This window comes from Micromonospora sp. NPDC047753 (assembly GCF_040642735.1).
Classification (GTDB): Bacteria; Actinomycetota; Actinomycetes; order Mycobacteriales; family Micromonosporaceae; genus Micromonospora.
In genome coordinates, this window is the sequence record NZ_JBEYSL010000029.1 from 1 (window position 1) to 25,556 (window position 25,556).

At 65.9% G+C, this 25,556-nt stretch carries 22 protein-coding genes and 2 pseudogenes; 12 read left to right on the top strand and 12 right to left on the bottom strand.

Annotated features, from left to right (window positions below; all coding sequences use genetic code 11):
• Positions 1-925, top strand: a 925-nt coding sequence (locus ABZ749_RS04575) for an ATP-dependent RecD-like DNA helicase (protein WP_357222670.1), incomplete at its 5' end; no start/stop codon positions are given.
• A 673-nt stretch (positions 926-1,598) separates the two neighbouring features.
• Here the strand turns inward: ABZ749_RS04575 and ABZ749_RS04580 are convergent.
• Positions 1,599-1,772: a hypothetical protein gene (locus tag ABZ749_RS04580; protein WP_279520422.1), complete on the bottom strand. Its 174-nt coding sequence runs from the start codon at positions 1,770-1,772 to the stop codon at positions 1,599-1,601.
• Positions 1,773-2,234: 462 nt separating this feature from the next.
• Here ABZ749_RS04580 and ABZ749_RS04585 point away from each other — a divergent pair, with 462 nt between their 5' ends.
• Positions 2,235-4,295, top strand: coding sequence for a hypothetical protein (locus ABZ749_RS04585; RefSeq protein WP_357222672.1), 2,061 nt, complete (start codon positions 2,235-2,237; stop codon positions 4,293-4,295).
• 51 nt (positions 4,296-4,346) lie between these two features.
• Here the strand turns inward: ABZ749_RS04585 and ABZ749_RS04590 are convergent, their stop codons facing one another.
• Both ABZ749_RS04590 and ABZ749_RS04595 read right to left on the bottom strand, forming a co-directional pair.
• The gene (locus ABZ749_RS04590; protein ID WP_357222674.1) at positions 4,347-6,272 is read right to left on the bottom strand and encodes an AAA family ATPase; all 1,926 of its coding nucleotides are present in this window, start codon (positions 6,270-6,272) and stop codon (positions 4,347-4,349) included.
• Between the two features lie 974 nt (positions 6,273-7,246).
• Positions 7,247-8,719, bottom strand: a complete 1,473-nt coding sequence (locus ABZ749_RS04595) for a zinc-ribbon domain-containing protein (RefSeq protein WP_357222676.1) — start codon at positions 8,717-8,719, stop codon at positions 7,247-7,249.
• 258 nt (positions 8,720-8,977) lie between these two features.
• Between ABZ749_RS04595 and ABZ749_RS04600 the strand changes: the two genes are divergently transcribed.
• The 3 genes from ABZ749_RS04600 to ABZ749_RS04610 all read left to right on the top strand — a co-directional run bounded on the left by ABZ749_RS04600 (position 8,978) and on the right by ABZ749_RS04610 (position 11,111).
• Complete coding sequence (locus tag ABZ749_RS04600; RefSeq protein ID WP_357222678.1) at positions 8,978-9,229, top strand: NUDIX domain-containing protein; 252 nt, start codon at positions 8,978-8,980, stop codon at positions 9,227-9,229.
• Complete coding sequence (locus tag ABZ749_RS04605; RefSeq protein ID WP_357222679.1) at positions 9,196-9,399, top strand: hypothetical protein; 204 nt, start codon at positions 9,196-9,198, stop codon at positions 9,397-9,399. Before ABZ749_RS04600 ends, ABZ749_RS04605 begins: the two co-directional genes overlap by 34 nt.
• 1,379 nt (positions 9,400-10,778) lie before the next feature.
• Positions 10,779-11,111: a hypothetical protein gene (locus tag ABZ749_RS04610; protein WP_357222681.1), complete on the top strand. Its 333-nt coding sequence runs from the start codon at positions 10,779-10,781 to the stop codon at positions 11,109-11,111.
• Between the two features lie 202 nt (positions 11,112-11,313).
• Here ABZ749_RS04610 and ABZ749_RS04615 read toward each other — a convergent pair whose 3' ends face one another.
• From ABZ749_RS04615 to ABZ749_RS04640, 6 genes are all read right to left on the bottom strand, one after another.
• On the bottom strand, positions 11,314-11,661 hold the full coding sequence (locus tag ABZ749_RS04615) for a hypothetical protein (RefSeq protein ID WP_141910237.1): 348 nt from the start codon (positions 11,659-11,661) through the stop codon (positions 11,314-11,316).
• Positions 11,662-11,773: 112 nt separating this feature from the next.
• Positions 11,774-12,112 carry a hypothetical protein gene (locus tag ABZ749_RS04620; protein WP_357222684.1) on the bottom strand — a complete coding sequence of 113 codons (339 nt, stop codon included), beginning with the start codon at positions 12,110-12,112 and terminating at the stop codon, positions 11,774-11,776.
• A gap of 202 nt (positions 12,113-12,314) precedes the next feature.
• Positions 12,315-13,172 (bottom strand): META domain-containing protein, encoded by an 858-nt coding sequence (locus tag ABZ749_RS04625; protein ID WP_357222686.1) that lies wholly within the window; start codon positions 13,170-13,172, stop codon positions 12,315-12,317.
• A 533-nt stretch (positions 13,173-13,705) separates the two neighbouring features.
• Positions 13,706-13,993 (bottom strand): hypothetical protein, encoded by a 288-nt coding sequence (locus tag ABZ749_RS04630; RefSeq protein ID WP_357222688.1) that lies wholly within the window; start codon positions 13,991-13,993, stop codon positions 13,706-13,708.
• A gap of 372 nt (positions 13,994-14,365) precedes the next feature.
• Positions 14,366-14,773 (bottom strand): hypothetical protein, encoded by a 408-nt coding sequence (locus ABZ749_RS04635; RefSeq protein ID WP_357222690.1) that lies wholly within the window; start codon positions 14,771-14,773, stop codon positions 14,366-14,368.
• A 1,073-nt stretch (positions 14,774-15,846) separates the two neighbouring features.
• Positions 15,847-16,398, bottom strand: coding sequence for a hypothetical protein (locus ABZ749_RS04640; RefSeq protein ID WP_357222692.1), 552 nt, complete (start codon positions 16,396-16,398; stop codon positions 15,847-15,849).
• 419 nt (positions 16,399-16,817) lie between these two features.
• On the opposite strand from ABZ749_RS04640, the gene ABZ749_RS04645 reads away from it, so the two are divergent.
• The 7 genes and pseudogenes from ABZ749_RS04645 to ABZ749_RS04675 all read left to right on the top strand — a co-directional run bounded on the left by ABZ749_RS04645 (position 16,818) and on the right by ABZ749_RS04675 (position 23,338).
• Positions 16,818-17,681: a hypothetical protein gene (locus ABZ749_RS04645; RefSeq protein ID WP_357222694.1), complete on the top strand. Its 864-nt coding sequence runs from the start codon at positions 16,818-16,820 to the stop codon at positions 17,679-17,681.
• A 42-nt stretch (positions 17,682-17,723) separates the two neighbouring features.
• On the top strand, positions 17,724-18,044 hold the full coding sequence (locus ABZ749_RS04650; protein WP_357222696.1) for a site-specific integrase: 321 nt from the start codon (positions 17,724-17,726) through the stop codon (positions 18,042-18,044).
• Positions 18,045-18,155: 111 nt separating this feature from the next.
• A complete protein-coding gene (locus ABZ749_RS04655; RefSeq protein WP_357222698.1) occupies positions 18,156-18,398 on the top strand; it encodes a hypothetical protein in 243 nt (80 codons plus the stop codon).
• A 30-nt stretch (positions 18,399-18,428) separates the two neighbouring features.
• Positions 18,429-18,728 (top strand): annotated as a pseudogene (locus ABZ749_RS04660) (tyrosine-type recombinase/integrase); the annotation flags it as partial.
• 943 nt (positions 18,729-19,671) lie between these two features.
• A complete protein-coding gene (locus tag ABZ749_RS04665; protein ID WP_357222700.1) occupies positions 19,672-20,133 on the top strand; it encodes a helix-turn-helix domain-containing protein in 462 nt (153 codons plus the stop codon).
• Positions 20,134-20,556: 423 nt separating this feature from the next.
• A complete protein-coding gene (locus ABZ749_RS04670; RefSeq protein ID WP_357222702.1) occupies positions 20,557-21,489 on the top strand; it encodes a hypothetical protein in 933 nt (310 codons plus the stop codon).
• Positions 21,490-21,835: 346 nt separating this feature from the next.
• The gene (locus tag ABZ749_RS04675; RefSeq protein ID WP_357222704.1) at positions 21,836-23,338 is read left to right on the top strand and encodes a hypothetical protein; all 1,503 of its coding nucleotides are present in this window, start codon (positions 21,836-21,838) and stop codon (positions 23,336-23,338) included.
• Positions 23,339-24,190: 852 nt separating this feature from the next.
• Here ABZ749_RS04675 and ABZ749_RS04680 read toward each other — a convergent pair.
• From ABZ749_RS04680 to ABZ749_RS04690, 3 genes and pseudogenes are all read right to left on the bottom strand, one after another.
• Positions 24,191-24,448 (bottom strand): hypothetical protein, encoded by a 258-nt coding sequence (locus ABZ749_RS04680; RefSeq protein WP_357222706.1) that lies wholly within the window; start codon positions 24,446-24,448, stop codon positions 24,191-24,193.
• 22 nt (positions 24,449-24,470) lie between these two features.
• Positions 24,471-25,109 carry an EndoU domain-containing protein gene (locus ABZ749_RS04685; RefSeq protein ID WP_357222708.1) on the bottom strand — a complete coding sequence of 213 codons (639 nt, stop codon included), beginning with the start codon at positions 25,107-25,109 and terminating at the stop codon, positions 24,471-24,473.
• Between the two features lie 10 nt (positions 25,110-25,119).
• Positions 25,120-25,556, bottom strand: a pseudogene (locus ABZ749_RS04690) (hypothetical protein); the annotation flags it as partial.

Consider the following 25,556-nt stretch of genomic DNA (forward strand, 5'->3'; position numbering starts at 1 on the left):
GCTCAAGGTGCTGGAGCAGACGTCGTTCAAGCTGCTCGTACTCGTCGGCGACGTCTACCAGATCGAGTCGATCCAGTTCGGTAACTGGTTCAGCATCATCCGCTCGTTCATCCCCGGCTCCTCGACGTTCGAGCTGACCACCCCGTTCCGGACGACGAACACGTCGCTGCTCGACTTCTGGGGCAAGGTCCGCAACCTCGGCGACGACATCGCCGAGACCATCGCCCGTAACGGCTACTCCACCGTGCTCGACACGTCACTGTTCAAGGCCCAGCGCGATGACGAGATTATCCTCTGCTTGAACTACGACGGCTTGTACGGCATCAACAACATCAACCGTTTTCTGCAGAGCAGCAACCCGAACCCGGCGATCACCTGGCGCGACGCCACCTACAAGGTCGGCGACTCGGTCCTGTTCAACGAGGCCGAGCGGTTCCGGCCGGTGATCTACAACAACCTGAAGGGGCGGATCGTCGACATCGCGTTGGCGCCCGGGCAGATCCAGTTCGACGTCGAGCTCGACCGTCCGCTCAGCGAGTTCGACGTCGTCGGTGATCTGGAATGGGTGGAAGGGTCGACCGTGCGTTTCTGCGTCTACGACCACGACACCAGCGATGCGGACGACGACTCGCTCAACACTGCCGTCCCGTTCCAGGTCGCGTACGCCGTCTCGATCCACAAGGCGCAGGGCCTCGAGTACGACTCTGTCAAGATTGTCATTACGGACGCCAACGAGGACGACATCACGCACAACATCTTCTACACGGCGGTCACCCGGGCACGCGAGGACCTACGAATCTTCTGGACGCCGGAGACCCAGCACGCCGTCCTGCGCAGCCTCCAACGCATCGAGAGCCCGAAAGACGTCGCCCTCCTGTCGAGCCGTCGCGGTCTCACACCGCTTTCCCGATCACGCCGCTCCTGAGCTAAACGGCTGGCGTCGCCTGGCGTAGCCATTGCACGGCAATCGTGTGCCAGCGACGGTGAACGCACCCGGCATCCGCCCCGATCTGCCGGCGACGCGTGGGCCTGGGAGGCGGGTGGAAGTGCTCTCCTGCTAGCAGGAGGCGCCCCGCCGCGGGCCCGATGGCACAGACGAGCGCGGAATACACCGGTCATGATGCATGCCCTGGACAACTCCATAGATGCCCTCACGCACCATGAACCATCGAGGAGCTGCGCGGGTAGCGCGAGACGTCGGCTGGTGAAAGGTCACGGGACCCGAACTCACCGGCGCTGCGCAGAGCTGAGGGCCCTGACCCGCGGTGATACAGATGAGAGGTCCGGCGTTACCTCCCCGAGAAGATCGAAGAGGTCAACCTTCGCTGCTCCCCACCTGGCCGGTCCCGGCTGTCGGCGTGGAGCCCTCAGGCGCCCCTTGAAGAGTGTCGGTGCCATCGGCGTGCCGCTCTGGGTCGCCCGTGCTGCTGTCGGTATGCATCCCGGAAGCTGAGACTCAAATCCCACCAGAAGCCTTCTGGCCAGGCCTTTTTACTGGGAGACCTCTTCGGCAGATCCGAAGAGGTCCACTCAGCAGAGTTGAAGGTCTAGCTTCTATTTGGCTAGTCAGGTGATCGGCGGTCTTCGCCGGGGCGCCTTCAACGGTGGCCGAACCACCACGCAATCGACGACACGATGACGCCGCCCACCGCGGTGGCCATCCCCTTGACCAGTCCCAGAGCGATGGTCCGTCCGATCAGTCGAGGGATGGGGTGGCTCTGGGTGGGGTAGCTCGAGGTGGAGACGGGCGAAGGTCTGTCGTTCAGGGCCATCCAGCAGGTCCTTCCAATCACGAATGGCTGGGCAGCTTCCAGCATGGGCGAGGAACCCGGTGATGCGTCGAGCGCAACGCGTTGCGAAATCAAGCGCAACGGGTGCGCATCGGGCTGGCTCACCGGTATTACTAATACGTGCGCGGCGGTCATAGCAGTTTGCGGGCGGTTTCAACGGACATCTCCGCCATCAGGCGGGAGTTGGTCGTTGAGCTTCGGCTTTGGTTCGGGCTTCTCGAGGTGTCCGTTCGGGCTTACGCTCGGCAGCAGGCGTTGAGTCCTAGCTCGGTCACCCGATACCTCAGCGGCCAGAGCCTTCCGTCTGACGAGTTCATAGCCGACCTGATCTACCAAGTGGACCGACGCCCCGGCAGTTTGACCGGGCCGGATCCGCAGCGACTCTGGAAGCTTCAGCGCAGGGCGCAAGACGCGCAGCCGGGTACATGGGGACACACCAAGCAGTTGAAGCGGAAGATCCGCGAGGCTCAGGTTGAGGCGCGCGCCGCGCAGCAGCAGCGGGATCTCGCCAGGGAAGAACTGGTCCAAGCTCAGCGGAGCCTCCTGCAAACTGGCATGGCCCTAGACGTCCTTCGCTCGGGATCAAGCCGTATCGATGATGCCCAAGCGCAGAGCTGGAGTCAGCTGATCGAGCAGCTGCAGCAGGCGCAGGCAGAGCTCAGCGAAACAAAATTCCTGCTGGTGCAGGCACACAGCAAAATCTCAGAGCTAACGCTTGAGCGCGTCCTGCCCGACAACAGCTTGACCGACCGGACAGCCTCCGTAGCTGGCCCAGAACCGACCCGCTGGCACGAACCGGCGACACCGGTCCGCACCATCCACTGGGACACCTACCGACAGCTACTGCTAGACCGCAGAGCGTGGACACCTTCGCAGGTTGCCCGTCTTGACAAGTCCTCCGACGCTGTTGTCAGGAAACTGGCCGATCCCCGAGCTGGTCTTCCTACCCAACGCACAGGTATGGTCCTCGGCTATCCACAGGCCGGTAAGACCTCAGATATGACGGCTGTTGTCGCCAAGGCGGTCGACGCCGGATACCGGCTCATTGTTGTACTGAGTGCTCCGCTCGAATCAATCCGCACCCAACTCCAGGCCCGACTGGACGAGAGCCTACTGACACCGTTCGGCACTGGCGAGATCCATCGCCTCACCGACACAAACTTTGACTACAAGGCCCTGGCTGCCCGCCTCGAGACCCTTCAGTTCGAGAAGACCGTGCCGGACACACCGTTCAACGACGGCAGGAACCTGGACCACGCGGCGACCCGCCTCCTAGTCGTGAAAAAGAACTTGACAATCATCAGGCGACTAGTCAACGACCTGCAGAAGGCGCGCACCCCACTGCACGAGATCCCGGCGCTCATCATCGACGCCGACGCCGACTCCACATCGACCTCCAAGCAGAACGCGCTCGGGTCGGCGCTGGAGGAGCTGATGGGCATCCTGCCCCGCGCCCAGTACGTCGGGTTTGCCACCACACCGATGGCCTCCGCGTTCCTCGCCGCAGAGGCTTCCGCGCATTTCCCCCGAGACTTCGTTGTGTCGCTTCCCCGTCCAGAGGGCTACTTCGGATTGCCCGAGATCAACGCCGCGGCTGCCCGGCCGAGCGGGCTAGGACCAGCCCACTTCCGCACGGTGGAAGGCGGCGAGCAGGGACTGCGAGAAGCGTTGGACATGTTTGTCCTCACTGCGGCTGTCAAGGCCTACCGTGAGCTACCGGGAGGGCGACGATGGTCGCAGCACTGGATGCTGCTGCTCGGGCCAGCCCGGGCCAGCGAGTTGCAGGCACTACGCACGCGAGTTGCTGAGCTCTGGGCCGCGAGCGACTTTGAGTCTCAGGCGGGCCGGGCGAGGTTGCAGGCTCTCTTCGAGTCGGATCTCTTGCCCGTCTCCCGGCAGAAGGGAGCCGTTGTCCCCCTCTCCTTCGTGGAGCTCGTGCCAACCCTCGACAAGACCCTGGACCAATTCAGCAGCCACCAGAGCCCCAGTGGTGCGGGTGTCGACCTCGTAACCCTCGGGATCGTGGTGTCCGGTCCGCAACGCATCAGGGAACACAGCAGCACGGGCCTCACTGTCATTTACCTCAGCGCCTCGACGGGCCCGTCAATGCTGCCCGCTATTACCAGCGGGCTCGGGTTCCACGCTGGTTGCGAAGATCTGATCCGCTTCTACATCCCACAGACGCGCGGACAGGGCGGCTCGACGTTCCTCAGCGAGCTAGAGGCATACCTACAGGTGGACGAGGAAATACGGGCACAGGTGGCTGCGATGCCTTCGCTGTTGCCGATCGAGATCCCTCCACTGATTGCAACGCTTGCCAAGGGGAGGGCTCTGCCGGGGCCATCTGTGTCTCGTGTCCAAGGGCGCCGCGAGCACGCCGAACAAGCAGGGGCCAGCTCCGAACTGGCAGATGGGCCCGCCTCGATTGGGACTGGTGTCGGCGGAGACGGTGTCGAGGTAGGTGAGTTAGGCGCCGACCTGGACGCGCATGACCACGAGGACTGAGCTTCAGGCGCGCCAGGCGCCGACTGCGCACCCGGCGCCGGCTTGGGGTGCCTACTTCTTAGTCTTGCGGATCAGGCTGTTGAGCCGCTGGAACAGCTTCTCGATCAGGTCGAGGGTGGTGGCGTCGAGGTCGGGCAGGGACGCCTGTTCTCGCAGGTAGGTGCGGGCGGGCTTGTAGTGGTTGAACTTGCCGCCGGCGACTTTGTTCTTCTTGAAGTGGGCCTCGATCTGGCGGACGATCCGTGGGTCCTTCGCATTGAGGTCACCCGGGTTGATCGGCGTGGTGAGCTCGTTGACGTAGGCGCGGTTGACGAGTTCGAGGTAGAACTCGCGCGGGAATAGGTCTTCGATGTCGGCGTCGGCGGCGCCGGTGAACTCCTTAATCTCGACCAGGCCGTTGCGGGCCATCTGGTCGTTGGCGCGCAGCTGCTGGACGGCCTGGACGTCCTTGGTGCTGGAGTCGACCAGCACGGCGACGTTGATCTTGTTGGCGCCAAGCAGTGTGGCGAACGTGGACAGCTTGCCGGAGCCGCCGATCGGAGTGACGACCCAGCGAGGGTCCAGTCCGGTCCTGCCGGTGGACTCGGCGGCATCGCCGAGGATCTCCAGGTAGATCATGTCGCTGGGGCCCTCGACGAGCAGGGTGTCATCGGCGACGAACAGCGTCTGGGTCATTTCGATGCCCATGGCGGCCAGCAGCGGGAACGCCGTGTCGGTGTCGGCCCGGAATATCTCCTCGGAGACCTTCGTGCCGCCGTCGATGTGGTCGAAGACGGTGCGGACCCGCTCGAAGTGCTTGGGCGAGACCATGAACGGCGAGTGCGTGGTGTAGATGACCTGGTGCTTGGTCGCGAGCCGCTCGTCGATGAGCTTGAGCAGGTCTTCCTGGGCGCGGCCGTGCAGGGACAGGCCTGGCTCGTCGAGCAGCAGGATGAGATCGCCCTTGGTGTTCTCCTCGACCTTGTTGAAGTAGGCCAGGAAGCTGAAGAACCACACGAAGCCGCGCGAGCGGTCGTCGAACGGGACCGTGACGCCGTGCCGCCGGTTGCGGACGCGGACCTGCAGGATCGGGCCGACGTTCAGTGGGGCGCGGGCGCCCGCTTCGGCTTGCAGCACCTTGAGGTCGACTTCCAGGTCGGTGTTCTGCGACCAGTACTCGAAGACCTCTTCGGTGATGGCGTTGCTGGTGTTCTCCAGCTCGCGGATTAGCCGCTCGTGGTTGTCCGTGACGCTGAACTCGTCCAGGCTGACGCCGGCCATGTCGAGCAGGCTGATCAGCGCCTTCTCGCCGCGCTCCAGGGTGCCGTCCTTCTGACGGGCCATGAGGTCGGGGATGGACACCTTGCCGGGCATGATGTCGTAGTCACCGAAGTAGACGAAGTGCGGCATGTAGGGTTCCGCATACTCGTCGATTAGGTAGAGCTGGACCCTTTGATCACGCCAGCTGCGGATGCGGTCTGCGGTGGCAGTCGCGCCGGCGGTCGGCTCGTCGAGCGCGTCGATCGCGGCGAGTAGTTGGGCCACGGTCTTGGCCTTGGCGATGTCGCCGGCGACGGAGGCGGGAAGGTCGAATCCGGAACGCAGGTGGTTGACGATCGCCGCCTCGTTGACCGTGTGGCTGAAGTAGCGGGCCCCGTAGCCGACGGTGCGCGTGAACTCGCGACTGGCCAGGGCCCCGCGGCCGAGGTCCTCCTCGATCATCTTGATCTCGTGGTCGTCGTAGCGGAACGTCGCCGCGATGACCGGAACGGCTGCCTCGCCCAGTTCCCGGCGCTTGCGGCCCATGTTCGCGGGGAAGTCGACGACCTTGTCGAACGCCTTGTTCTCGATCGGCTTGAGCCGGAACAGAGCCTGCAGAGCGTTGGTCTTGCCGGACTCGTTCTTGCCGACCAGGCAGGTGACGTCATCTTCGACCCGGAACTCCTCGGAGTCTGCGATCGAGCGGTAGTAGGTCACCTGGGCCTTGACGAGCTTCAATTGCCCTCCATCGTTTCGAAAGGACCACAGGCTCAGGAGCTGGGCAGGCAAAGGATCACACCTTGGCGAAGAAGCTGCCGCCAAGGCGCGAGTTCGGGGTATCGTCCTGACACCACATCAAGGAGTTGACCCCGGATGCCGTCGCCCGTGCGCGAGGCGCCCGGGGTCCTTCGGTTTGATCACCCGACATCGTAACTGAAAGTGCCGACAGGGTGCACCGCCGTACTGCCGTTATTCGAACGCGCGTCCGAGGAGGTCGGTCAGCTGGACGCTGACTATCTGACCCGACTCGCTTGGGACGCCTGTTCCTGAACAGGCCCGGCGTACGGTCTCTGCCGATCGTGGTTCCGGCTTCGGTCGTCGTAGCTGCTGTCCCGCTCGGGGCTGTCTCGCCCTCGGAGCCTCGACCGTGAGCGTGCTCCCCCAGATCGACCGATGCGGCTGCGGGAGCCGGCGCTGGTGCCAAACAAGGCACTGGGCCCGAGCTCACGAGCGGTCGGGGGCTGGGTTCGTGGGAGCAGGGTGGGAGCAGCGGCCCGCCCTGAACGGCCCTGAACTGCGTCCAACGGCACCGAACGCCGCTCGACTGCACCCACCCCTGCCTGCTGCTCCACGTTGCCGCAGGTCAGAGTCGGTGTAGCGTCCTGATGGATACCGAAGGCGTCAGCGCTGACCCCGGCAGAGGCGGTAGAGCGGCTGGCGAAGATCCTGCCAGCGCCACACAGCACGCCACCACCGTGCTTCTTGGCCTTCTCGTCGGGGCCAGCGACCTGGCACAGCGGCCACGCAGGAACCTGCGCGGAGCGGCGGTAGTCGCCGCCGCTGACGAGCGGGCAGCTACGGGCTCTGCACGTCTGGCCGCCGCGCTCCCTAGAGCGAACAGCGGCGGTTGTGGATGTTGCACCATGGATTGCAGGAAGCTGCCAGTAACGTGGCTGCTGATTGTGGGACGTGCACGGTGTAACAGGCAGACGTTAAGCGAACTGAGCGGTGAGCCAGTCGCTGATCTTGCCCACGACCCGTTCGAGCTCACCTGCCTGCCCCCATCGATGGTTGAACTGAGCGAGACGTCTGTGTGCCAGCGGAAGAGGAGGAAGGCCTGTGCCGTCGCGACTCTGCTCGCGGACTCGGATTACCACGTACTCGGCGGTGAGCAGGGCGGCGGTCTTCTCGGTATCGGCGTCAAGTTTTTCTGCATGCCAATACGAGCCGTCGTACTCGACAACAACCCCTCGTCCTCGGTAAGTACCGAGGATGTCGACCTTGGCGAACCGACGCCTACCCCATGGTGCCAGCACTTGGGCGCCGTGCTGGGCATCGGTCAGCACGTTGCCGTCTAGCTCCGTGAAAAATTCGTGCTCGATCTTGGAGGTCTGGATGAGCACGCACTTCGGACAGCCGTTTTGCCGTCCGCTGGTCCGCCGAGCAATTGGACCGCACCATTCGTGCCCGCAGGCGGCAAGCCACCACACCTCCGTCGCAGGCGAAACAGCCACCTCAGATGGCTTCAAGGCGCCATTTTTGGTTGGGTGCCACTCTGCCGCGATGTCCGGCCTCAGCGTCGCGAGGTCGTTGAAGCCGGCCTCTACCAATCTGCCGTAGCACGTTGGGCAGTCGGTCCCAAAGACCGTTCGTTGGTATACCTGGGCGCTCCACTCGTGACCGCGCTTGCACTGCCACCAACACCATGCGTTCGCCGCCGCATGGACGCGCTCGGGCTGAAGGGCGCCGTTCTTGGTCGGATGCCAGGTGTTCGCAACCTCGGGCGCAATATAGGCCAGATCGCTGACTCCGATCGTCGGGTATCGACCAAAGCAGTATGGACAACCAGCGGCAACGCCACCGCTTGGCTTCGTCCGGTGGTGGATGCGCATGCGATACCTGTGCCCCTGTGGGCAGATCCATGCCGCCTGGTATTTGGAACCGACACCGTAGTCGGTCAGACGTCTACCAACGTTCTCGCCGCTGTCCCACTCTGTGTGAAGCTGGGGGTACTGGTCTGGCTGGATCTTGCCGGCCCGAGGACCGCGCGGCCGGGTGCAAGTCGGGCACCCAGTTCCTCTGCGCCGGTTCGTCACAGTGGCCTGCCACTGATGCCCGCATGATCCGAGCCACCAAGCCTTGAAGTCAGAGCCAGGCATGAATTCACCTGGTGTCCTTGGAGCGTTCCGGTTCGGATGCCACTCGGCAGCAAGCTCCGGGTGTAGCGTCACAAGGTCGTTCTCGCCAGGGATCGTACGCCGGCCGTTACAGTACGGACAGCCGATGCCACGGGTACGGTTTTGGATCTTGGCATCCCAGGTGTGTTCCTTGGCGCATAGCCATGTGACCGTCTTCTGGGAACCGGCAGTAACCATGTTGGGCTTGAGATCGCCGTTGGCCGTTGGATGCCACCAAGCGGCCACCTCTGGATGCGTTTCGTCAAGCTTCTCCGAGTGCCGCTTCACGGCTCAATATTGCCGCTACCAGGGGCGGGGAAACCAGCTTTGTGGAGCTACGAGGCTCCTTGGGTCGGATTTTTCGCATCAGCATGACCCAGACGCCGTAGCCCGAGCCGATGTTGCCACGCGATCATCCCCACGCTGACCAAACCGCCGAAGATCGCGGGGCCGCCCTGGCGACTCGCTCGGTTCTAGCAGCAGCTAGCCGGCACCGGGTGGGTTTGCTGCACCGATGGGTGGCAGCGGGCCTGGGACGATCTCGCCATGGCCACCTATGACGCTGCGCTGGTGCTCCTCGTCGATTCCTCGGAGGCGGTACTCCTGCAGCATCGCGATGATCAAGGCTTGGTGTCTCCGAACCAGTGGAGCCTGCCGGGTGGCCATGTCGAGCTGGGCGAAACGCCCGAACAGGCGGCGCACCGAGAGTTATTCAGGGAGACGGGCCTGACGACGAGTGAGTTGCGTGCATTGTGGAGTGGCCCATGGCCGTACGAGGCGGCTTCCCGCATACGCTGACTGTTCACGTTTTCCGCGGCCGGACCGATGCTCGGCAACAGGGTGTGGTGGTCGGCGAGGGCCGCGCGGTGGTGTTCGTCCCGCGGGATGAGGTTCTCGACCGCGACCTGGCCGTGACGACCGCCGTAGTCCTGCCGCTCCACCTCGGCAGCGCCGGCGAGACGGACTGATCGTCGCTGACAAGGCGCGGCGATCGTGAGCGTGCTGCGCGATCGACCGATGCGGCTGCTGGAGTCAGCGCTGGCGCCAACCAAAGCACTGGGCCGGCAGCTCACGATCGGTCGGCGGTCTGGTGCGAGCCCGGTTTGGGGGAGCAGGTTGGGAGCAGCGGGGTGCCCTGAACGGCCTTGAACTGCGTCCAACGGCATCGAGCGGCACTCAACTGCACCCACCTCTGCCTGCGGCTATGCGTTTGCACAGGTCAGAGTGGGTGCGGCGTCCTGTTTCCCGCGGAGCGCTCTCCGGTTCTACGCGGCAATCGGCGACCTACTATGTTCCCTGGTGGGTGAATGTGCGCAGGTCAAGGCGGTAAGGAGTCGATGGTTGGCCCGGCCCTGCAACTGGGAGCAGATTGGGTGCAGGTTGGCGAAGAGGTCACCGCGCCCGAAGTGCTCACCGACGTCGAACAGAGACGAGGGCTTTGACCTGCAGTGATGCGGTCGATCGGTGCGTCGTGACCTCCCAGTGGATACCGAAGTGGTCAGGGCTTGCTGCTTGCAGCATTGCTCATGGCCCCCGGTCACGGGTCGCTGATCGTCACGGTGTCAGCTCTGCTGTTCATCGATGTCCGGTCGGCACTTCTGCCGGCCGGACCAGTAGCTGGTCCCGTTATCTGATACACCGACCCCACTTGCGCCGCCGTGAGCAGCGCATCCTCTGTGGTGACCTCTTCGGCGGACCCGAAGGCGTCAGCGTCAGCGCCCCGCGGAGGCGGTAGGGCGGTGTCCGCTCATGCCGATGACAGTGCACGCCGGAATCCCGTTTGCAGCCTGATACCTCCTGGCCTGACTTTAGCGACGCTCTTATTCGCCCCAGTCGAGTTGATGGCCGGGTACGCCGACGGTCCGGCCGTACTCCACGGCGGCGTCTCTTCCCGCGCGATCACCTTTGGTGTATCGGAACACCCGACCGGGAAAGACGACGACGTGATCATCGCCCACCTCGAAGTCCGCGTACCAGCCTTGGTCGCTAACCAAGGATCCCGCCAGCGCCGCTGCCACTTCGTCGGCTACATCGTCGGGTGCCTCGAAGTCCAGAAAAGTCCAGACACTCGGCTGGTCAGCCGACGTTGAACTTGATACATCGTGTCGGCCCACTCGGACGACGCGTAGCGAAGGTACGCGCACGTCGACGCCAACGCGCAGGCTCTCGGTTAGTAGTCGTCCACGTAACATCAACCGACCTTCTCATGGGGACGGCTTCACGAGAACACTCTCATGCCGCACCGCGCGCGCAAGTAGCCGCGATCCGTGCGCTACGCAGCGTCACGCGAGGAAGGGCAGGCGGCGTCCGGACTGGCCGATGAGCGGTCGTCCGGCAGGATGTACGCATGGGGAAAGAGGCCGACAGCGCACGAGAGGCTCGCGTGGTCTCTCTGCTGGAGGACAACGTCAGGACCGAACTTCAGGTAACGAACAGCATGTTGGAGTTGGGTCTCAGCGACGCCACGATCGAACGGTTGATGGAAGGTGTCACCTCTGGACTGCTGTACGCCTTCAACGTGGACTGGTCGCCCGACTGGGTGAAGCCTGGGCAGGTGCACGCATGGGAAGAGGGCGGGGCGTTTTTCGCCCGGTGTTCTGGGTGCCTGCGAGATTCTCCGCCTGCTGACAGCCGTGCGTCAGCCGAGGACTGGGCGCGTCAGCACGATACTCTGCACTGACGACGTTCTCCGGCCCCGTACAGCGCGGCGTAAAGATCCTCGGCCGTTGCGCGGTCGAGCCGCAGAACGATGTCGTCCGGCATGCGCCGAACCTACTGGTCTTCCTTCCGGTGGCCTACCCAAGATCGGGTGCGCACATCTGCCGCCACCCGTGCCTGGCACCCTCCGAACCATCACCCCTCGTGGGTGCCCCAGGGCGGCTTCAGTCCGGATCCCCGCATCGGACACCGACGCTTTCTATCTCCCCGCTGCGAACCAGTTCTCGGATCGCTATGGTCATGGCCGACACGCCCGGTTCCGGCACGATCAGCTGGTCAACGCCCCAGAAGTAACTGCCGTTCGCGACTTCGCCGGTCTTCTTCCAACTCGCAAGCAGGCGGCGGACCTCGTCGACGGTGAAGATCGTCAGGGCCCAACTGGAGCCGTCAGGAAGATCGACGAAGGCATCCACGTTGGCTAGAGACTCGTCGGTGTCCGTGTGGGGATTGAGAAGGAACCGTGCCACGAAGGTCGGTTCCGTGATGGTCACGTACGGATCGGTGTTGCCCATGAACGCCCATCATGCCGCACCGAAGTCGAACGTCATCGAGGGATTGTGCGTGCAGTGCGGTGTAGGTCCGGCGTTGGTCGAGGCGGCTCCGGGATTCGGGCTTGTCAGGCCGTCAGGCAGGTGCCGAGGCGCTCCAGAGGCGAAGTGCTCGGTAGCGAAGCGGCTGGGAGAGTTCGCGCGAGTCCTTCATGTCGGCCAGTACCTCGCGGAGATCCCGGGTCGGCCAGCCGGCGTCCAACCAGTCGAGTGCCAGTGTCGGCCAGTGCTCTCCCCATGCGGTGAGCGCGAACCGCACGAGGGCGGGTAGCGGTGTGTCGGCTAGCGGCACGTCAGCCAACTCCGCACTGACGTCGGTCGGGGTGCGCTCCAGCAGTGGCAACAGCCAGACCAGCCGGTCGGCGGCCGGGTAGACCAACCCGTCGGCAGCGCCCTGGATTAGCCAAATGCCCACTCCATCCCGCACGAGGAGCAGGCCGTTGCTGATCCTTAACGTCAGATAGGGACCATCGCCGGCAGAGCTCATACCCAACACCCTGCCATGCCTTAATGAGGCGCGGCATTCGAGAAGACAGCCGGTTGTCCCTGTCCTCGTCGGCGTTCTTCCGGGTGTCAATGCCGAACCCGATGGGTCAGAAGCTGTTACTTGACGGCGTTCAGTTCGTGGGGGAGAGCCGGCCTGTCTCGTTGCCGTGGGCGTTGAGAAGCACGAGGGCTTTGCCGTCGAGACCGGCTCGTCTGGCCGTTGTGAGCCATTGGTCGATCGGTGCGCTGTCGGCGCAGAACGCCAGCGTGGCTGGTCTTGCGGTGGCGAGCAGGGTGCCGCCGGCAGCGGTAACCCATCGACCGCTCTGCTCGTTGCAGCCGTCGGAGCCGTGCCACTCACCGTCTGCCGTGAACTCCACGTAGGCCGCCTTGTGTCCGCTCTTGGGCGTCCAACGGCCCATCGGCTGGCGCTGGTCCGCGGGTATGAGCGTCGCCGGTAGTGCGACGGCTGGCGCCAGGGCCCGTCGAGCCTCGTCGGTGACCACCGGCGGTTCCAACACGGAGTCGGCCTTGTCGGGCTCGGGGGTCGGTGTCGCCCCGGGGATCAGCCGGGCGACCGCGTGCCCCCGTCCGTCTAGAAGTACGGGCAACCCCGCCCCGTCGAACTGGAAGGCGGTCACGCTCCGCAGCCACCCGGCTGTCTCTTGGCTAGCCTTCGCGCAACCAGGCGTGCCCTCGACGACGGCCGTGGAAGCCGACCAGATGTCGGCGAGGAAGACACCTTCATCGTTGGCCCGCCAGGATCCGCCCAGGGTGCCGCAGCGGCTGCCGATCAAGTACATCTCACTGTCTGCGAGGCGCAGGATCCTGCCTGCGCCGGGGTCAGCAACGTCAACGAGCGTCCAGGAGCCGATCAGCATCTCCGGCGCCAACGGCACCACAGCCCCCGTGGTGCCCGTGACCGGCGGTCTTAGGTCTGCTGCCTCCGGGTGGCCCTGCCTCGCGCATCCGCTGAACAGCACACCCATCATTACCATCGTCGCCAGGTGGCCCTGATGAGCCTTACGGCTTCTCATCCTTTGGCCTCCCAGCTCATCCAGGCACCGTCTGGCCGGCACCGGGCGCACGGCGCACACGGCTAGCGACAGATGCTCTTCTTCTGTCAACGGCTGGTAGGAGCGTTGGATGCGACCACGATCTCGTCGGACCGCGACCCACCGCACTGGCCGCCCCCGGAAAGAAGGAGCGAGCGAGCTGTCAACCCGCAGACTGCGCGGAGGTGCTGGGCGACTTCGCTGGGGTTCGCCGTCTGAACGCTCGGCAGCCACCGGCCCGGCAGTTCGGCCAGACGGTGAGGGACGTACTGATCTAGTAGCCGCGATTTGCTAGTAGATGGCTGTTGCCTTCTGGGGGGACTCCTTGGCGGTGCCCCGTGCCCGGGATGGCGTGGAATCCTCACTACGGCCCGAGTGACTGCGCGCGGATGGCACACGGAGGTGCCGAAGAGCAGGCGCGCGGTGAACGGCCCAACGCCCAGCACGAGTTGGCATCGCTCGCTCCATCACTGTGTCTCTCCGGGGCCAGGCAGACCCGCTCCACCGATACGGTGTTCTTCCTGCGCGGCTTCCTCCATGAATGCCCTCAGTATCGGGAGTGGCAGGCAGGAGTTGGTCAGCAAGACCTCGGCCCCACCGGCGCTTTCGTCGGCGAACGTGACAGTCACGAGAGCCGGACCTAGCTCGCCGTCTATCAGTTCCGCCAGCTCAAGCGCGGGGCCGTCATGCCGCATAGCGTCGTGGTAGGCCATGATCTGGAACCGCCGACCGCCGTACTCGAGAGGCATCATCACCGGCAGACCTTCGCACAACGCGCGCACACCCCGCCGCCACCCCGTGACGGTCGGGGCCGTTGCCAAGGCATCCGCTTCTGCCGCGCTTCGCCCAGTTGCAGGTGCACGGTTGAGCCCGACGAGTTCTGTTTGGGAGCCCGCCCATCATGAGCGGGCTCCCCGGAGCCTGGCCCGACTCGAACGGTGCTGCCACCCCTGGGCTCAGTGACGCGCGGTACCGGCGCCGCGCGTTGGGCAGGCCGGCCTCAAAGCGTAGTTCACCCGGGCCCTAGAGGTGTCCGCGCATGCGGCGATCCGGGCGTCACGAGGCGTGACTGCCGTTGTAACCCTGGGCATCTGACCGGGCCGCAATGCCAGCCGGACTTGCAGGCGTCAGCTGCCGCGCAGAATCTGGTCCCGGTACTGCTGGAAGCCGTGCCAGCCAGCGGTCTGAGTGGGCTCGTCGGTCAGGAACTCGCCGGTCGAAATGTCGAGAGCGCGACCACCAACCGAGGCGACGATCCGCGCGATAGCGGCCAGAACGTCGTCGCCGCCTCCACGCACGTACAACATGATCGAATCAACGGGGTCATGCGGCCCGATGTTGAGCTCGATGTGCCAAGTCGGACCGACCAAGCGCCCCCACTCAGGATCCGAGAAGTCGAGGTCCCGGAGGTTTTCACGTAACCACCGCCTGACATCCGGCCCAGTTCCCAACGGCGGCGGATTGAAGTCCTGCGGAAGCTGGTCAACCGACCTGGCGTCGGCCGGGGCGTCGAAGATAAGAACATCCCAACTCATGGCGTCCCCCCGGCGTCCTCAGCCAACTCGGGCATTTTACTCGTGCTCGTTGCACCACGATCCGCCTGCCATCCTGCCGGTGACAAGGCGCGGCGATCCTGAGCGTGCTCCCCGGATCGACCGATGTGGCTGCGGTAGCCGGCGCTGGTGCCAACCAATGCACTGGGCCGGCAGTTCACGATCGGTCGGCGGTCGGCGGTCGGCGGCCCGGCGCGCACCCGGTTTAGGGGGAGCAGGTTGGGAGCAACGGGATGCCCTGAACAGCCTTGAACTGCATCCAACGGCACCGAACGGCGCTCAACTGCACCCACCCCTACCTGCGGCTCCACGTTGCCGCAGGTCAGAGGGGTTGCGGGCTCCAGTTTCCCGCGGAGTGCTCTGCGGTTCTGCGCAGCAGTCGACAGCGCTCTATGTCGCCTGGTAGGGGAGTGTGCGCGGGTCAAGGCGGTAAGGAGCCGTTGGTTGGCCTGGCCTTGCAGCTGGGAGCAGGTTGGGTGCATGTTGGCGAAGTGGTCTCCGCGCCCGAAGTGCTCACCGGTGCCGGGCGGAGACGAGGCGCTTTGACCTGGGGTGATGGAGGTCGAGCGGTGCGGCGTGACCTCCCAGTAGAGGTCGACGTGGTCAGGCGTCCTGCTCCTGGGATGGCTGGCGCCGGTCGGCGTCTCGGGCCGCCTAACCCACGCCTTTAGGTGTGCTGTAGGTCGATGTGAAGCGTTGTGGGGGGCTTCCTGGGGTCGGCCGCGGTTCCGTCATTTGAGACTCCGATCCCATGGGTAACGCCCTGACCATGCGCTTCGGGGTGGAGACCCCTTCGGCCGATTCGAAGGCGTCAGCGCTGGCACCTCATCGAGGCGGTAGGGCGGCGTCCGCGTGTAGCCGATGACAGGTTGCCGGAGCCGGTGTGGCACCGAATCGCACCGGCGACCGTGTCCTGCGGTCACCCATCGACTGGCCTCACCGACCTATGGGGCGATGCCATACAGCAGCTTCGCGAGTCTGGGCGCCCTCATTGCCCGGTCACGCTGCCCGTGGCCGGGCAGGCCGGCCCTCTCAAGATGGCCGGCCTGCCCGCGTCACGCCGCCGTTCGGCTCATCGCGGCACTGGTCAGCCCGTTCAACGCGGTCAGGTCGGCCGCCCCCAGGTACGAGTCCGACATCATGACCACCACCACGTAATGGCCGACCGCGGCGGCGACATAGCCGACGTAGCGGTCGCCCTCGTCGTAGGTGCCGAGGAACAGCACCGTGTCCGGCCCGAGGTGATCCTCGGCGACCGGGTCGAAGCCCTCCTCGTCGCCGCCCACCCCGCACCGGGCGAGCTGCGCCTTCAGCTCGCTGATGTATGCCCGTGCCCCATCGCCGCGGTACCTGGCGACGTTCTCGTAAATCCGAAATCGGGTACCGAGATCGGCTGCCTGCGTGCGGCTCACGACCGGCTGCGGCACCGGCGTGTCCGCGCACGGCTGAGGTAGCAGCGACCACACCAGCCCGTCCTCCACCGGCCCCGGCACGGCCCCGCCGAGATCGTCCGGCTGCAACATGGCCCGGTCAGGGACCCCCCGTGGCCGCTGCTGCGCCGCCGCCGGCCCGCTCGCCGACACCAGTCCCAGGATCACGGCCGTCACCAACATCAGTGTCCTTCGCATACGAACCATCCTCTACATCGTTGGCAACCGATGGATGGGCGCGCGTACGCAGCTCTCCCTAAGTACGCGTACTCCCCACCGGAGTGGGAACCTGGTGCCGGGCCGTAGAAGTTCTTCGGTCTGACGTTGCTCCCGAGGGCGCACGTGCGTGCGATGTCGCTCCTGCGACGGACGGGCCGACTGTCCCGAGCGGTCTGCGCGTGCCCAACCTGGGCGGGGACGGCTTGACAACCCGCACATGTCCCCCCGAACTCGGCCAGAGCCACCTCTCTCGAGGGTCGACCGGGTGTTAGATGCTGTCTGGTATGTGGTCACCGGACGATCACCGCTCCCGATCGAGGACCCGACGCGACGAGCGGGGACGGGTCATCGTGGACTCCTGGACCGACCCTTTCGCTGTGGCGTTCCTGGCCGAGTTCTGCTCGCTGATTCTGCTGTTGCTGGCGCGTCTGACTCTCTCCGGACGCGCCGCGTCGGTCGTGACCGGCGTGCTGGCGGTGGTTGTTTACTGGGCCTTGCCCTACGCCTATCTCGGACGGGAGCACTCCGTTCGTGAGGACAGGAGTCTTCTGGGGCAGGTACGGATACATGACGCGCTGAGCGTCGGGGACGTTCCGACCCACCCGTGGTGGTGGAAGGAGGGCGGCAATCCCGGCAGGCCGCTGATCCGCCTGGCCGTGCTGGCGACCGTGCCGGTCAGTATCGCGTCCGTGGCCTTCCACGGCTGGGTGATCAGCACGGCTACGACGATCCTTCCGGACCGCTATTCGTATCTCCCCGTCGAGGACAGCGACCTGCCTACGCTGCTGTGGGGCGTGGGTTGGCTGGCATCCTTCGGCGTATTGTCTTGGGCCCGTTCGACGCGACGCAGAGCCTTCCGGGCAACCGTCCACGCCCTGGTCGAGCGGGAGAACCTCGATCCCCACCTGTCGGAACGGGACCACCTCCACCGGGAGACGACGGAGCTGAAGCGCCAGCAAGCGGAACTCGGCAGCATCCTGGAGAGCCTGCGAGAGACCGACGACGCAGCGCGTTCCGAAGGGGTGCCCCCGGGCCTCAGAATCACCCTGGATCGTCTTGTGCGGCTGACCGAAACGGCGCTCAGCGGCACCGACGTAATGTTGAAACGAGATCAGGAGACCGCCGATCGAGCGGATGCCGAGAGGCGGCAGAGCATCCGCCGTGAGCGTTGGATGCTCGTCATCGGAGTCCTCGCCGGTCTGCTCCTCGCCATCCTGAGCCACCAGGTGGGGCTTACCTGAGGCGCGTGATCACTTCGGTCAGCTCCAGCCGTATGTGAGGTCATGGTGAGCACGGCCTGCCGCAGATTCTCGTCCAGATCAACCACCCGGCGGGCCTACCTGCGCGACCTCGGCCACTACCTCGCCTGGCTCGCCGCGCTCGACCGGGATCCACTGCAGGTCACCCGTCCCGACGTCGACGCCTACGTCGCCCTGCTGCGGCGCCAGACACCCGCCCCCAGCGCGGCCAGCCTCAACCGGCGGCTGGCCGCGTTGTCCAGCTGGTACCGCTACCTCATCGATGCCGACATCGCCACGCGCACCCGGTGCTCGCGGTCCAGCGGGCGCCGGTCAACCGGGACCACTCCGCCACCGTCGGGCTGACCGTCGCCGAGGTCCGGGCGCTCCTGCGAGCCGCCGACACCGCCGTCGAGTGGCGGGGTTACGTCTCTCCGCTGCGGCGCATCGCCGAACGCGACCGGCTGTTGGTGACCAATGCTGGCCACCCTCGGTCTGCGGGTCTCCGAGGCCACCGCCCTGAATCTCCCCGACCTGCAGCACAACGCCGGGCACCGCACCGTGGTCATTCGGGGCAAGGGCGGCCGGGTCCGCGAGCTGCCGGTACCCGCCGTCCTGGTCCGCTTACTCGATGACCACGTGCCCGCCCAGCGCCAGCAGAACCCGAGGAGCATCAGGCTCCACGCTGCGAGGATGAGCGTCGCGGCCTTAGAACCATGACCATACGAGGAACGGGCTCGCCAGGAGGTCGGCGACCCGCTCTTCGCCGCTAGCAGCGGCAGACGACTCAGCCAGGCGGGCGTCTTCGCCCTGGTCCGCCGGCTCGCCCACGACGCGGGACTGCCCGCCGCCGGCCGCATCTCCCCGCACAGCCTGCGCCACTCCGCCGCCACCGCCGCTCTCGCCGATGGCGCCCTGCTGCACGAGGTGCAGGACCTCCTCGGTCACGCCGACCCGCGCACCAGCCGCCGCTACGACCGCAACCGCAATGCCCTCGACCGGTCCCCCGCGCATCGCCTCGCGATGCTGTACGGCGAGCAGAACGGGTGACAGCTGATTGGCGACGGCACCAGGCGGCGCAGGACCCGCACCTTGCCCTCTGTCCTGTTCCGCGAGGTCGCTCTCCCGCAAACCCAACGTCTAGCAGAGTTGAGTTTGTTGTGGGAATCCCGTAGGGACGAATTCTGGTCACAACGATCGAGGACTGCCCGAGTCACGCCCCATGAGGTCGATTCCCGTCAGCAGTGAAATCGACCCCGGATGCCGCACAAACGCACGAGGGCTGTGTGGCACCCACGCTCCCGTCAGGTCCAGGCCGGGGCGCAGCTGAACCCCCTGACCTGCTTATATCGAGACTTCTACATATCAGACAGCCTGTGCGATGCCGACTCACCGCTCAGGGGTCTAGTCAACAGAGCGTGCAGGAAGGCGATACCGTCTTCTCTCGCACCACCCACCACTGCGCACGCCGCTTTTGTCGCAGATGGAGGGAGGTGAGTGGTGGGAGCTGATCAGGACGGCCAGGCCCCCGACCGGACGACCGCCAGGCTTTACGCCTGGGCGGCCGTGCTCGGTGCGCTGGCGGCCCTTGTGAGCGCTCTTGCCGGATGCTTCCCCACCTGACCATTGGCCAGATGGGGAGCACCGGTTGGACGGCCGTCGACCGTTTGGGTACGGGGGCGGCGGCCGTCCCCTCACTACGCGGACCGATAGAACCCATCCGCGCGGACGGCCCCGACTCTAATCGGCCTCACGTAGAACCTGAACCGATAGCGGCATCTTTCTCTGCCGGTGCACCCCGCAATGGCCTTGCATGTAGGGCCTTTCCGCCGATCAGTCATTAGGTACGGCCGTCCGGACGGGGTCCATGCCGTCATGAAGTCTGTCCTGACGTCGTGAGCCGACCGCCATATAGCGAAAGGATGGCTATCGCTAGTTGCGGTATGTCGATAGGCTGGCTATCGGCATCAACAGCCCAGCGGCCGGAGACCTCATGACCAACACCACCGACAGCACCACCGCACTAGCCGAGGCGCTCACCCGGCTCGACCGCGCCCGCGCCCTCCGCGACGCACTCGCCCCCCTCGCCCGACTCATCACCGAAGCCGACGAAGAGGCACGCGCCGCCGCCATTGCCGCAGCCGCCGCCGGCATGTCCGAACGCGCCACCGCCGCGAAGCTCGGCGTCGCCCAACCAACCGTCCACACCTGGCTCGACGGCCGCAACGCCGCGCCCATGCCCACGCCGACCATCAGCGGGCGAGTGTGGCTGCTCCACAGCGCCGCCCGCACTGTCGAGACGATCGTCCACCGCCTGGAAGGCGAGCAGCTGCCTCGCCAGCACAGCGGGACGCAATCACCCCTTTCCCGGATCGTCAACGCCAGAAGGTCGTTAGGCGAAGCAGCGTTCTACCTTGCCGAGGCAGGCAGCAACCTGGAGCAACTCGGGAGCTGACCCGGCAACACGTAGCGCCGCCAGGCCGACTGGTACGGCACGGGGCGGGAGCGGGTCAGAGCATCCCGGCAGGAACTCGGCGACAGCCACGAGGGCGATCAGCTCGACGAAGGCATCGCCACCCTCGCGACCAGCCGGGTGTCAACGCCGGTTGAAATTTCAACCGGCGTTGACAGTCCCCGGCCTGGGCCGTGGTACCTGCGGGATCAGTGCACTCGCGCGGTGCCCCTCTTCTCCAAGCTCCTCCACACCGGCATATTCAACGACGCGCTCGTGCCGACCAGGGTCGTCTCTAGCGGAAGAAGTAAAAACGGCCGCCGCCCGCCTCGATCGGACCTACCCCAATCAGCCTGGTAGTCGCTTCGGCGGCCCACGTTCGGTGTGGCACGATCCCGGGCGTGGATCTATCTGGGGCAAGGTGACATGGCACTCGACGTCACTTACGGCCGACCTGAGTTGCTGGCGGTGCGTACCGCGGCCCGCATGGGTGACTGGCCCGGCCTGATGGATGCGATCAAGGCTGGCGTATCTGATGACGAAGATCGGTCAGACCGCGTCGAAGTTGCCGTGCAGACCTTGATCGGGCGATGGAAGGCCGTTGTCCCGGCCCAGTTCGAGCAGTACATCGCCTCGCTCGGAGCAGACGCTACCGCGTACCTGCTGCGGGGCGCGCTGGAAGTCGAACGGGCTTGGCTGTTACGCGGCGGGGCTCTTGCCCGCTACACCCGCAGCGAGCAGATGTCGAGCTTCCACCACGGTCTGCACTGTGCCCAGGAGCTGCTGCAGGCGTCTGCCGCGCTGGCGCCTGCGGACGCATCGCCCTGGGTGTGGCTGCTGCAGCTGGCGCGAGGGCTGGAGATCGGCCCGGAGCGTACCGGTGAACGCTGCGAGGAGCTGGCCAAGCGCAGTCCCTACCACTTTCGCGGGCACTATCAAGCAGTCATGTCTGTCACTCCGCACTGGGGATATTCCGCCGCCTTCACGGCACAGTGCGCGCGGGAGTGGACCGACGGCCATCCCATCGGTTCCCCGACTCACGCGTTTATCCACATCGCGAATTTCGAACGCTGGCGCCGCGACAACACCGGCACGCCCCTGCGGAGGGACGTCGACGCTCTCGAACGCGCCCGGCAGGCGTCGACCCGGATGAACCTGGCAAGCTGCGAGCGGCCCGGCGAGATACTCGCTCACAACTACGCCGCCGCCTGGTTCAGCGTCATAGGCGACCGGAAATCGGCCAGGCCACACCTTGCCTTGATGCGGGGCCGGGTGACCCGATGGCCCTGGAACGACGTGGGCGCCAACCCCATGGCCGTCTACCGCGTTCACCAGCTGCGGGCAGCGCTCGGCATCTGATCCAGCGTCCCGATAGCCGTGACCAGCGCATCCTCTGTGGTGACCCCTTCGGAGGCACGGAAGACGTCGGCCGTGAGCAGGAGCCGCTGCGTCCGCGACTGCCGATGACAGTGCGTCGCGCTGAGCCGTAGTTGGCAGGCACATGACGCTCGAGGCAGGGCTTAACCGGCATTGCCAAATGGGCGAAGGGACGGGCAGCGCGGCCCTCGGTCGCGCCTGGAGCTGATGGCCCTGGTCGTCGCGGCCCGACTACCGACTCCTGCATGGCCACAGGCGGACATCCGGTCGAGCGCCGCGGCACGGTTCAGGCGAGCGAGTCGTTGTGCTGGTCGGGTAGCTTCGCCGGGTGGTTGACCGAGTGGTGCGTGCTGGCGATGTCGCCGTGATGAGGTTGTCGGACGGTGGGTTTGGGGCGTGTCAGGTCACGGGTGCCGATGGTGATGTGACGTCGGCGTATGCGCTGCGTTGGCATTCGGTGGACCGGCCGAGCCTGGACGAGCTGCGCGGCGTTGAGCCGCTGACGCTTGATCATCATGCCCATAACGGGCGTCTTGCTCACTTGTCGATTGGCAGCTGGTATGCGGTGCCGCCGGGGTTCGCGTGGATCGGAAGCCTGCCCGTTCCTGACGATGTTCCGGCGTTGTCGGACACATACTCGAACTGGCAGGCACTTGCCGACGATGTGGTCCGGCAGCGTCGCTGGGACCGGGAGCTACCGGGGGTGGTGAAGTCCGCCTACCGTGCGGCGGCCACCCGCGGTCAGGTTGACGTCGACTTCGGTGCCGGGGTGGCAACGTTCGGTGCGGCCACGTCTCGGCTGGACTTGAACGGCGAAGGCTCGGTGCGGGTTCCTATGTCTGGACCGGTGCGGTGGTCCGCTCTCGATCAGTTGCCCCGCTGTACGACGTTGTCGTGGGTCGGCCCGGACCGAGGTCTCGCACGAGCGTTGGCAGACCGCCCCGTTGTCTCATCGCTGACGTGGCAGGACGCCCCGCCGGTCGTTGATCTGGCCGGCACCGGTCTGCAGCACCTGTCGCTGTGCGGTGCGGATGTTCGCGAGGTTCGGCTGCCCCGTGGCCTGCACGGCCTTGAGCTGGCGGCAGTGGACCCGAGTCTGGCCGTGTACGCGGCGGACGACGGCCGGTGGCTTCATCTCACCCTGGCCGACGCCAACGCGGAAACGACGGTTCCCGCCGGTCTGCACGGTGTTCAAGAGGTCGCCCTGGATGGTGGCGGCACTATTTCCGCCGCTGCCGTACGGGAAGTCAAGGAGCTGGAGAGCCTCCGGATCTTCTGGCGCAAGCCCCCGGGCCGGCTGATCGACGCCGCGGCGCTGGCCGGTCTGCCTCGTCTGGCTGTTCTCGAGCTTGTCGACGGATACGGTTTGGACGCGGGAACATTGCCGGACCTGACCTCGCTGACGCAGCTGACCATCAGCGGTCTACGCCGGTCGATCGTGCCGGCTTTGAAGGCCCGCTACCGCGGCACCGGGGTGGGCCTGGTCATCGAAGGCGCCAAGCACGACACGTGGCTGGTCGCCAACCTGAACAACCCGTTCCGAGACTGGGTCGACGACGACGCGCGAGGCGGAGCCGCCGCCTGCAAGGCATACGCCAGGGCGGTCCGCGCTATTGACAAGCTTCCGCAGGACCGTGATCGGCGTGCGGACGAGGCTGAAGCGGTGATGCGCACCCTGGTTGAGGCGCTTAACGGCATCGAGCAGAAGTACGAGATCATCGACACGCTGCGCCGAGAGGAAGCCTGCGACGCGTTTATGGAACTGGCTGCCCGAGCTGAAGTCCCATCGCAGCTGGCCGACGAGTGGCTCGACGAGTGGCGTGACTTCTAACTGACTACCTCGGGCAGCCTACTGCCGCGTTCGAGCGGTGCAAGACCAGAGCACGGCGCTACCAGTATCGGGTTCGCCCTCGAGCTGGATGGGAATGGCCGGGACAGCCGGCGGGGAGGGGAGCGTTCGTCTCGGGCGGGATGGGGGTAGCGATCGCGCGGAAGTGCTGGGTGATGGACGACCTGGTTGAATTCACCGTCGACTTCGTGCTTGATCTCGATCGCGCCTGGTAGGTGGTCGAGGAGTTTGTTCGGACCGGTAATCCAGCTCGCGCGGGGGATTGGTTCGAGTTGTAGCGATGCGCGGCGTGGCCTCGCGCTGTGGACTGCCGGGCGCCGGCCGAGCGGCTCGGTTCTGAAGCCAAGGAGGGGGAGCAGGTTGGGAGCAGCAGGGTGCCCTGAACGGCCTTGAACCGCATCCAACGGCATCGAACGGCGCTCAACTGCACCCACCCCTACCTGCGGCTCCACGTTCCCGCAGGTCAGAGTCGGTGCGGCGTCCTGTTTCACACCGAAGAGGTCGCTGGTTCGATACCAGCATCGCCCACTCTCAGTTCCGCAGGTCAGAGGCCGCTTCCCAGTTTTGGGAGGTGGCCTTTCCGCTGTCGTACGGCAATGACGTATCGCCACGCCAGCGGGCGAGCCCGACGGCGGTGCCGGCTGGGACCATGTGGAATCGGCGCTGGCCGGCCAATGCCTTTCGGACGATCGCAGCGACCGCCGACGGGAGATCCCGGAATCTACCGTTCGGTGAAAGTCGCCATCGACATGCCCGCCGAGATCGGGCCAGGTCTGGGACGCCCGCTGGTCGGCACGACACAGGGTTCGAGGGGCCCGATTTACGCTTCGGCCGTCAGTCCGAGGTCCGGATCCGCTCCAGGTAGGTCAGAGGCTCCTGGCGGAACTCCATGAGCTCCCGCAGCGCGTCCTTCTCCGCCGTGGTGATCACGACGTCCTCCTCCGCCAGGGCGCCGACGAGCTCCGGGAGCGCCAGGTCCCAGGCCCCGGCGCTGGCGGCGGTCAGGACGAACGGCCGGTGATTCGGGCTGATCTTGGGTGCGAGCTGGTCGGTGATCTGGCGGCTGTACCAGTAGAAATCGTTGACTTCCATGGGTCTCCCGTAGGTGCGTTGGCTAGGTCGGCCGCTTGGCCGGCGGGTTCGTGGTGACGCCCTCGCCGCTGAGCGGGAAGCCGCCGGAGATGCTGCCGTCCTTGTCCAGGGTAACGACGAAGGTGATGCCGTCGCGGGTGCCGGTGACGCGCCAGCCGTCGTCGTTGGCACGTGCCTCAGGGCGGCTGTCGGGGTTGGTGGCGATGCTCTTGAACCAGCCCTCGACCTGCGCCTCGGTGGTGCCGGGCGGGAAGAGCGTCTTGTTGGGCTCGGTGGACGAGGGCTTGTGGTTGCCACCGCCCTTCCCGTCGCCGTTCCAGATCTTGTCCAACGCCCCGTCGCCCATCTCACCGAAGCGTTTCATGTCGTACCTGGCGTCGGCGAACTCGGGGTCGTCCCAGGGGTTGGTCCTCTTGGGTACCTCGGGCTCGGATGTGTCGGCGTCCTTCGGGCGGCCCTCCCCGGCGCGCTTGATGCCATGCTGCTGGGCTGGTCCCACGCGCTTGGGCATCATTCCCGGGTTGAACTTGGGACGGTTGGGGCCATCGCCGCCACCGCCGTGCGGTGGGGTGGGGCCTGAGGGGTGCTTGTGGAGAGCCGCCACAGCGAACAGGACCACCAGGACGGCGGTGCTCCGCAGAGCCGCCATGAGTTGTCGCATCGAGGGCCGCCTAGACGTCGAGGAGTGCGCGAAGGGCGGAGAGGCTGGCGATCAGGCCCATCAGCCAGCCGAAGATGCGGCCGGTCCAGCGAACGACGGCGACCGCGAGCTGGGAGGCGACCAGCGGTGTGGCGAAGCCGAGAGAGAAGACCACCTCGGCCAGCCACACCACGACCTTGGCGATGCAGTCGGCGATGAAGGCCCGCACGACCTCCCGCACTATCTGCACCACGGTTCCCGCGCCACGGGTCGCGGCACCCATGCCGGCGGCCGTGCCCGCGAAGATCCCGGCGACGTCGATGTTGATGGTCAGGATGTCGCGGTAGGCGTCGGCGGCGGCGCCCTGCCATCGGTCGAGGTCGCCGACCAGCCGCGCCTTGAGGTCCTCGGCGATGGAGAACAGCTCATTGGCCATGTTGTCCCAGGTCATGGCGTGCGTCTCGATGG

Coding starts and splice junctions, on each gene's coding strand:
- ABZ749_RS04615 (WP_141910237.1), bottom strand. CDS start 11,661: ATGGGCAACACCGATCCGTACGTGACCATCACGGAACCGACCTTCGTG.
- ABZ749_RS04685 (WP_357222708.1), bottom strand. CDS start 25,109: ATGCGACAACTCATGGCGGCTCTGCGGAGCACCGCCGTCCTGGTGGTC.
- ABZ749_RS04680 (WP_357222706.1), bottom strand. CDS start 24,448: ATGGAAGTCAACGATTTCTACTGGTACAGCCGCCAGATCACCGACCAG.
- ABZ749_RS04665 (WP_357222700.1), top strand. CDS start 19,672: ATGACCAACACCACCGACAGCACCACCGCACTAGCCGAGGCGCTCACC.
- ABZ749_RS04655 (WP_357222698.1), top strand. CDS start 18,156: ATGCTGGCCACCCTCGGTCTGCGGGTCTCCGAGGCCACCGCCCTGAAT.
- ABZ749_RS04600 (WP_357222678.1), top strand. CDS start 8,978: ATGGCCACCTATGACGCTGCGCTGGTGCTCCTCGTCGATTCCTCGGAG.
- ABZ749_RS04650 (WP_357222696.1), top strand. CDS start 17,724: ATGGTGAGCACGGCCTGCCGCAGATTCTCGTCCAGATCAACCACCCGG.
- ABZ749_RS04580 (WP_279520422.1), bottom strand. CDS start 1,772: ATGGCCCTGAACGACAGACCTTCGCCCGTCTCCACCTCGAGCTACCCC.
- ABZ749_RS04625 (WP_357222686.1), bottom strand. CDS start 13,172: ATGGGTGTGCTGTTCAGCGGATGCGCGAGGCAGGGCCACCCGGAGGCA.
- ABZ749_RS04610 (WP_357222681.1), top strand. CDS start 10,779: ATGGGGAAAGAGGCCGACAGCGCACGAGAGGCTCGCGTGGTCTCTCTG.
- ABZ749_RS04605 (WP_357222679.1), top strand. CDS start 9,196: ATGGCCGTACGAGGCGGCTTCCCGCATACGCTGACTGTTCACGTTTTC.
- ABZ749_RS04635 (WP_357222690.1), bottom strand. CDS start 14,773: ATGAGTTGGGATGTTCTTATCTTCGACGCCCCGGCCGACGCCAGGTCG.
- ABZ749_RS04670 (WP_357222702.1), top strand. CDS start 20,557: ATGGCACTCGACGTCACTTACGGCCGACCTGAGTTGCTGGCGGTGCGT.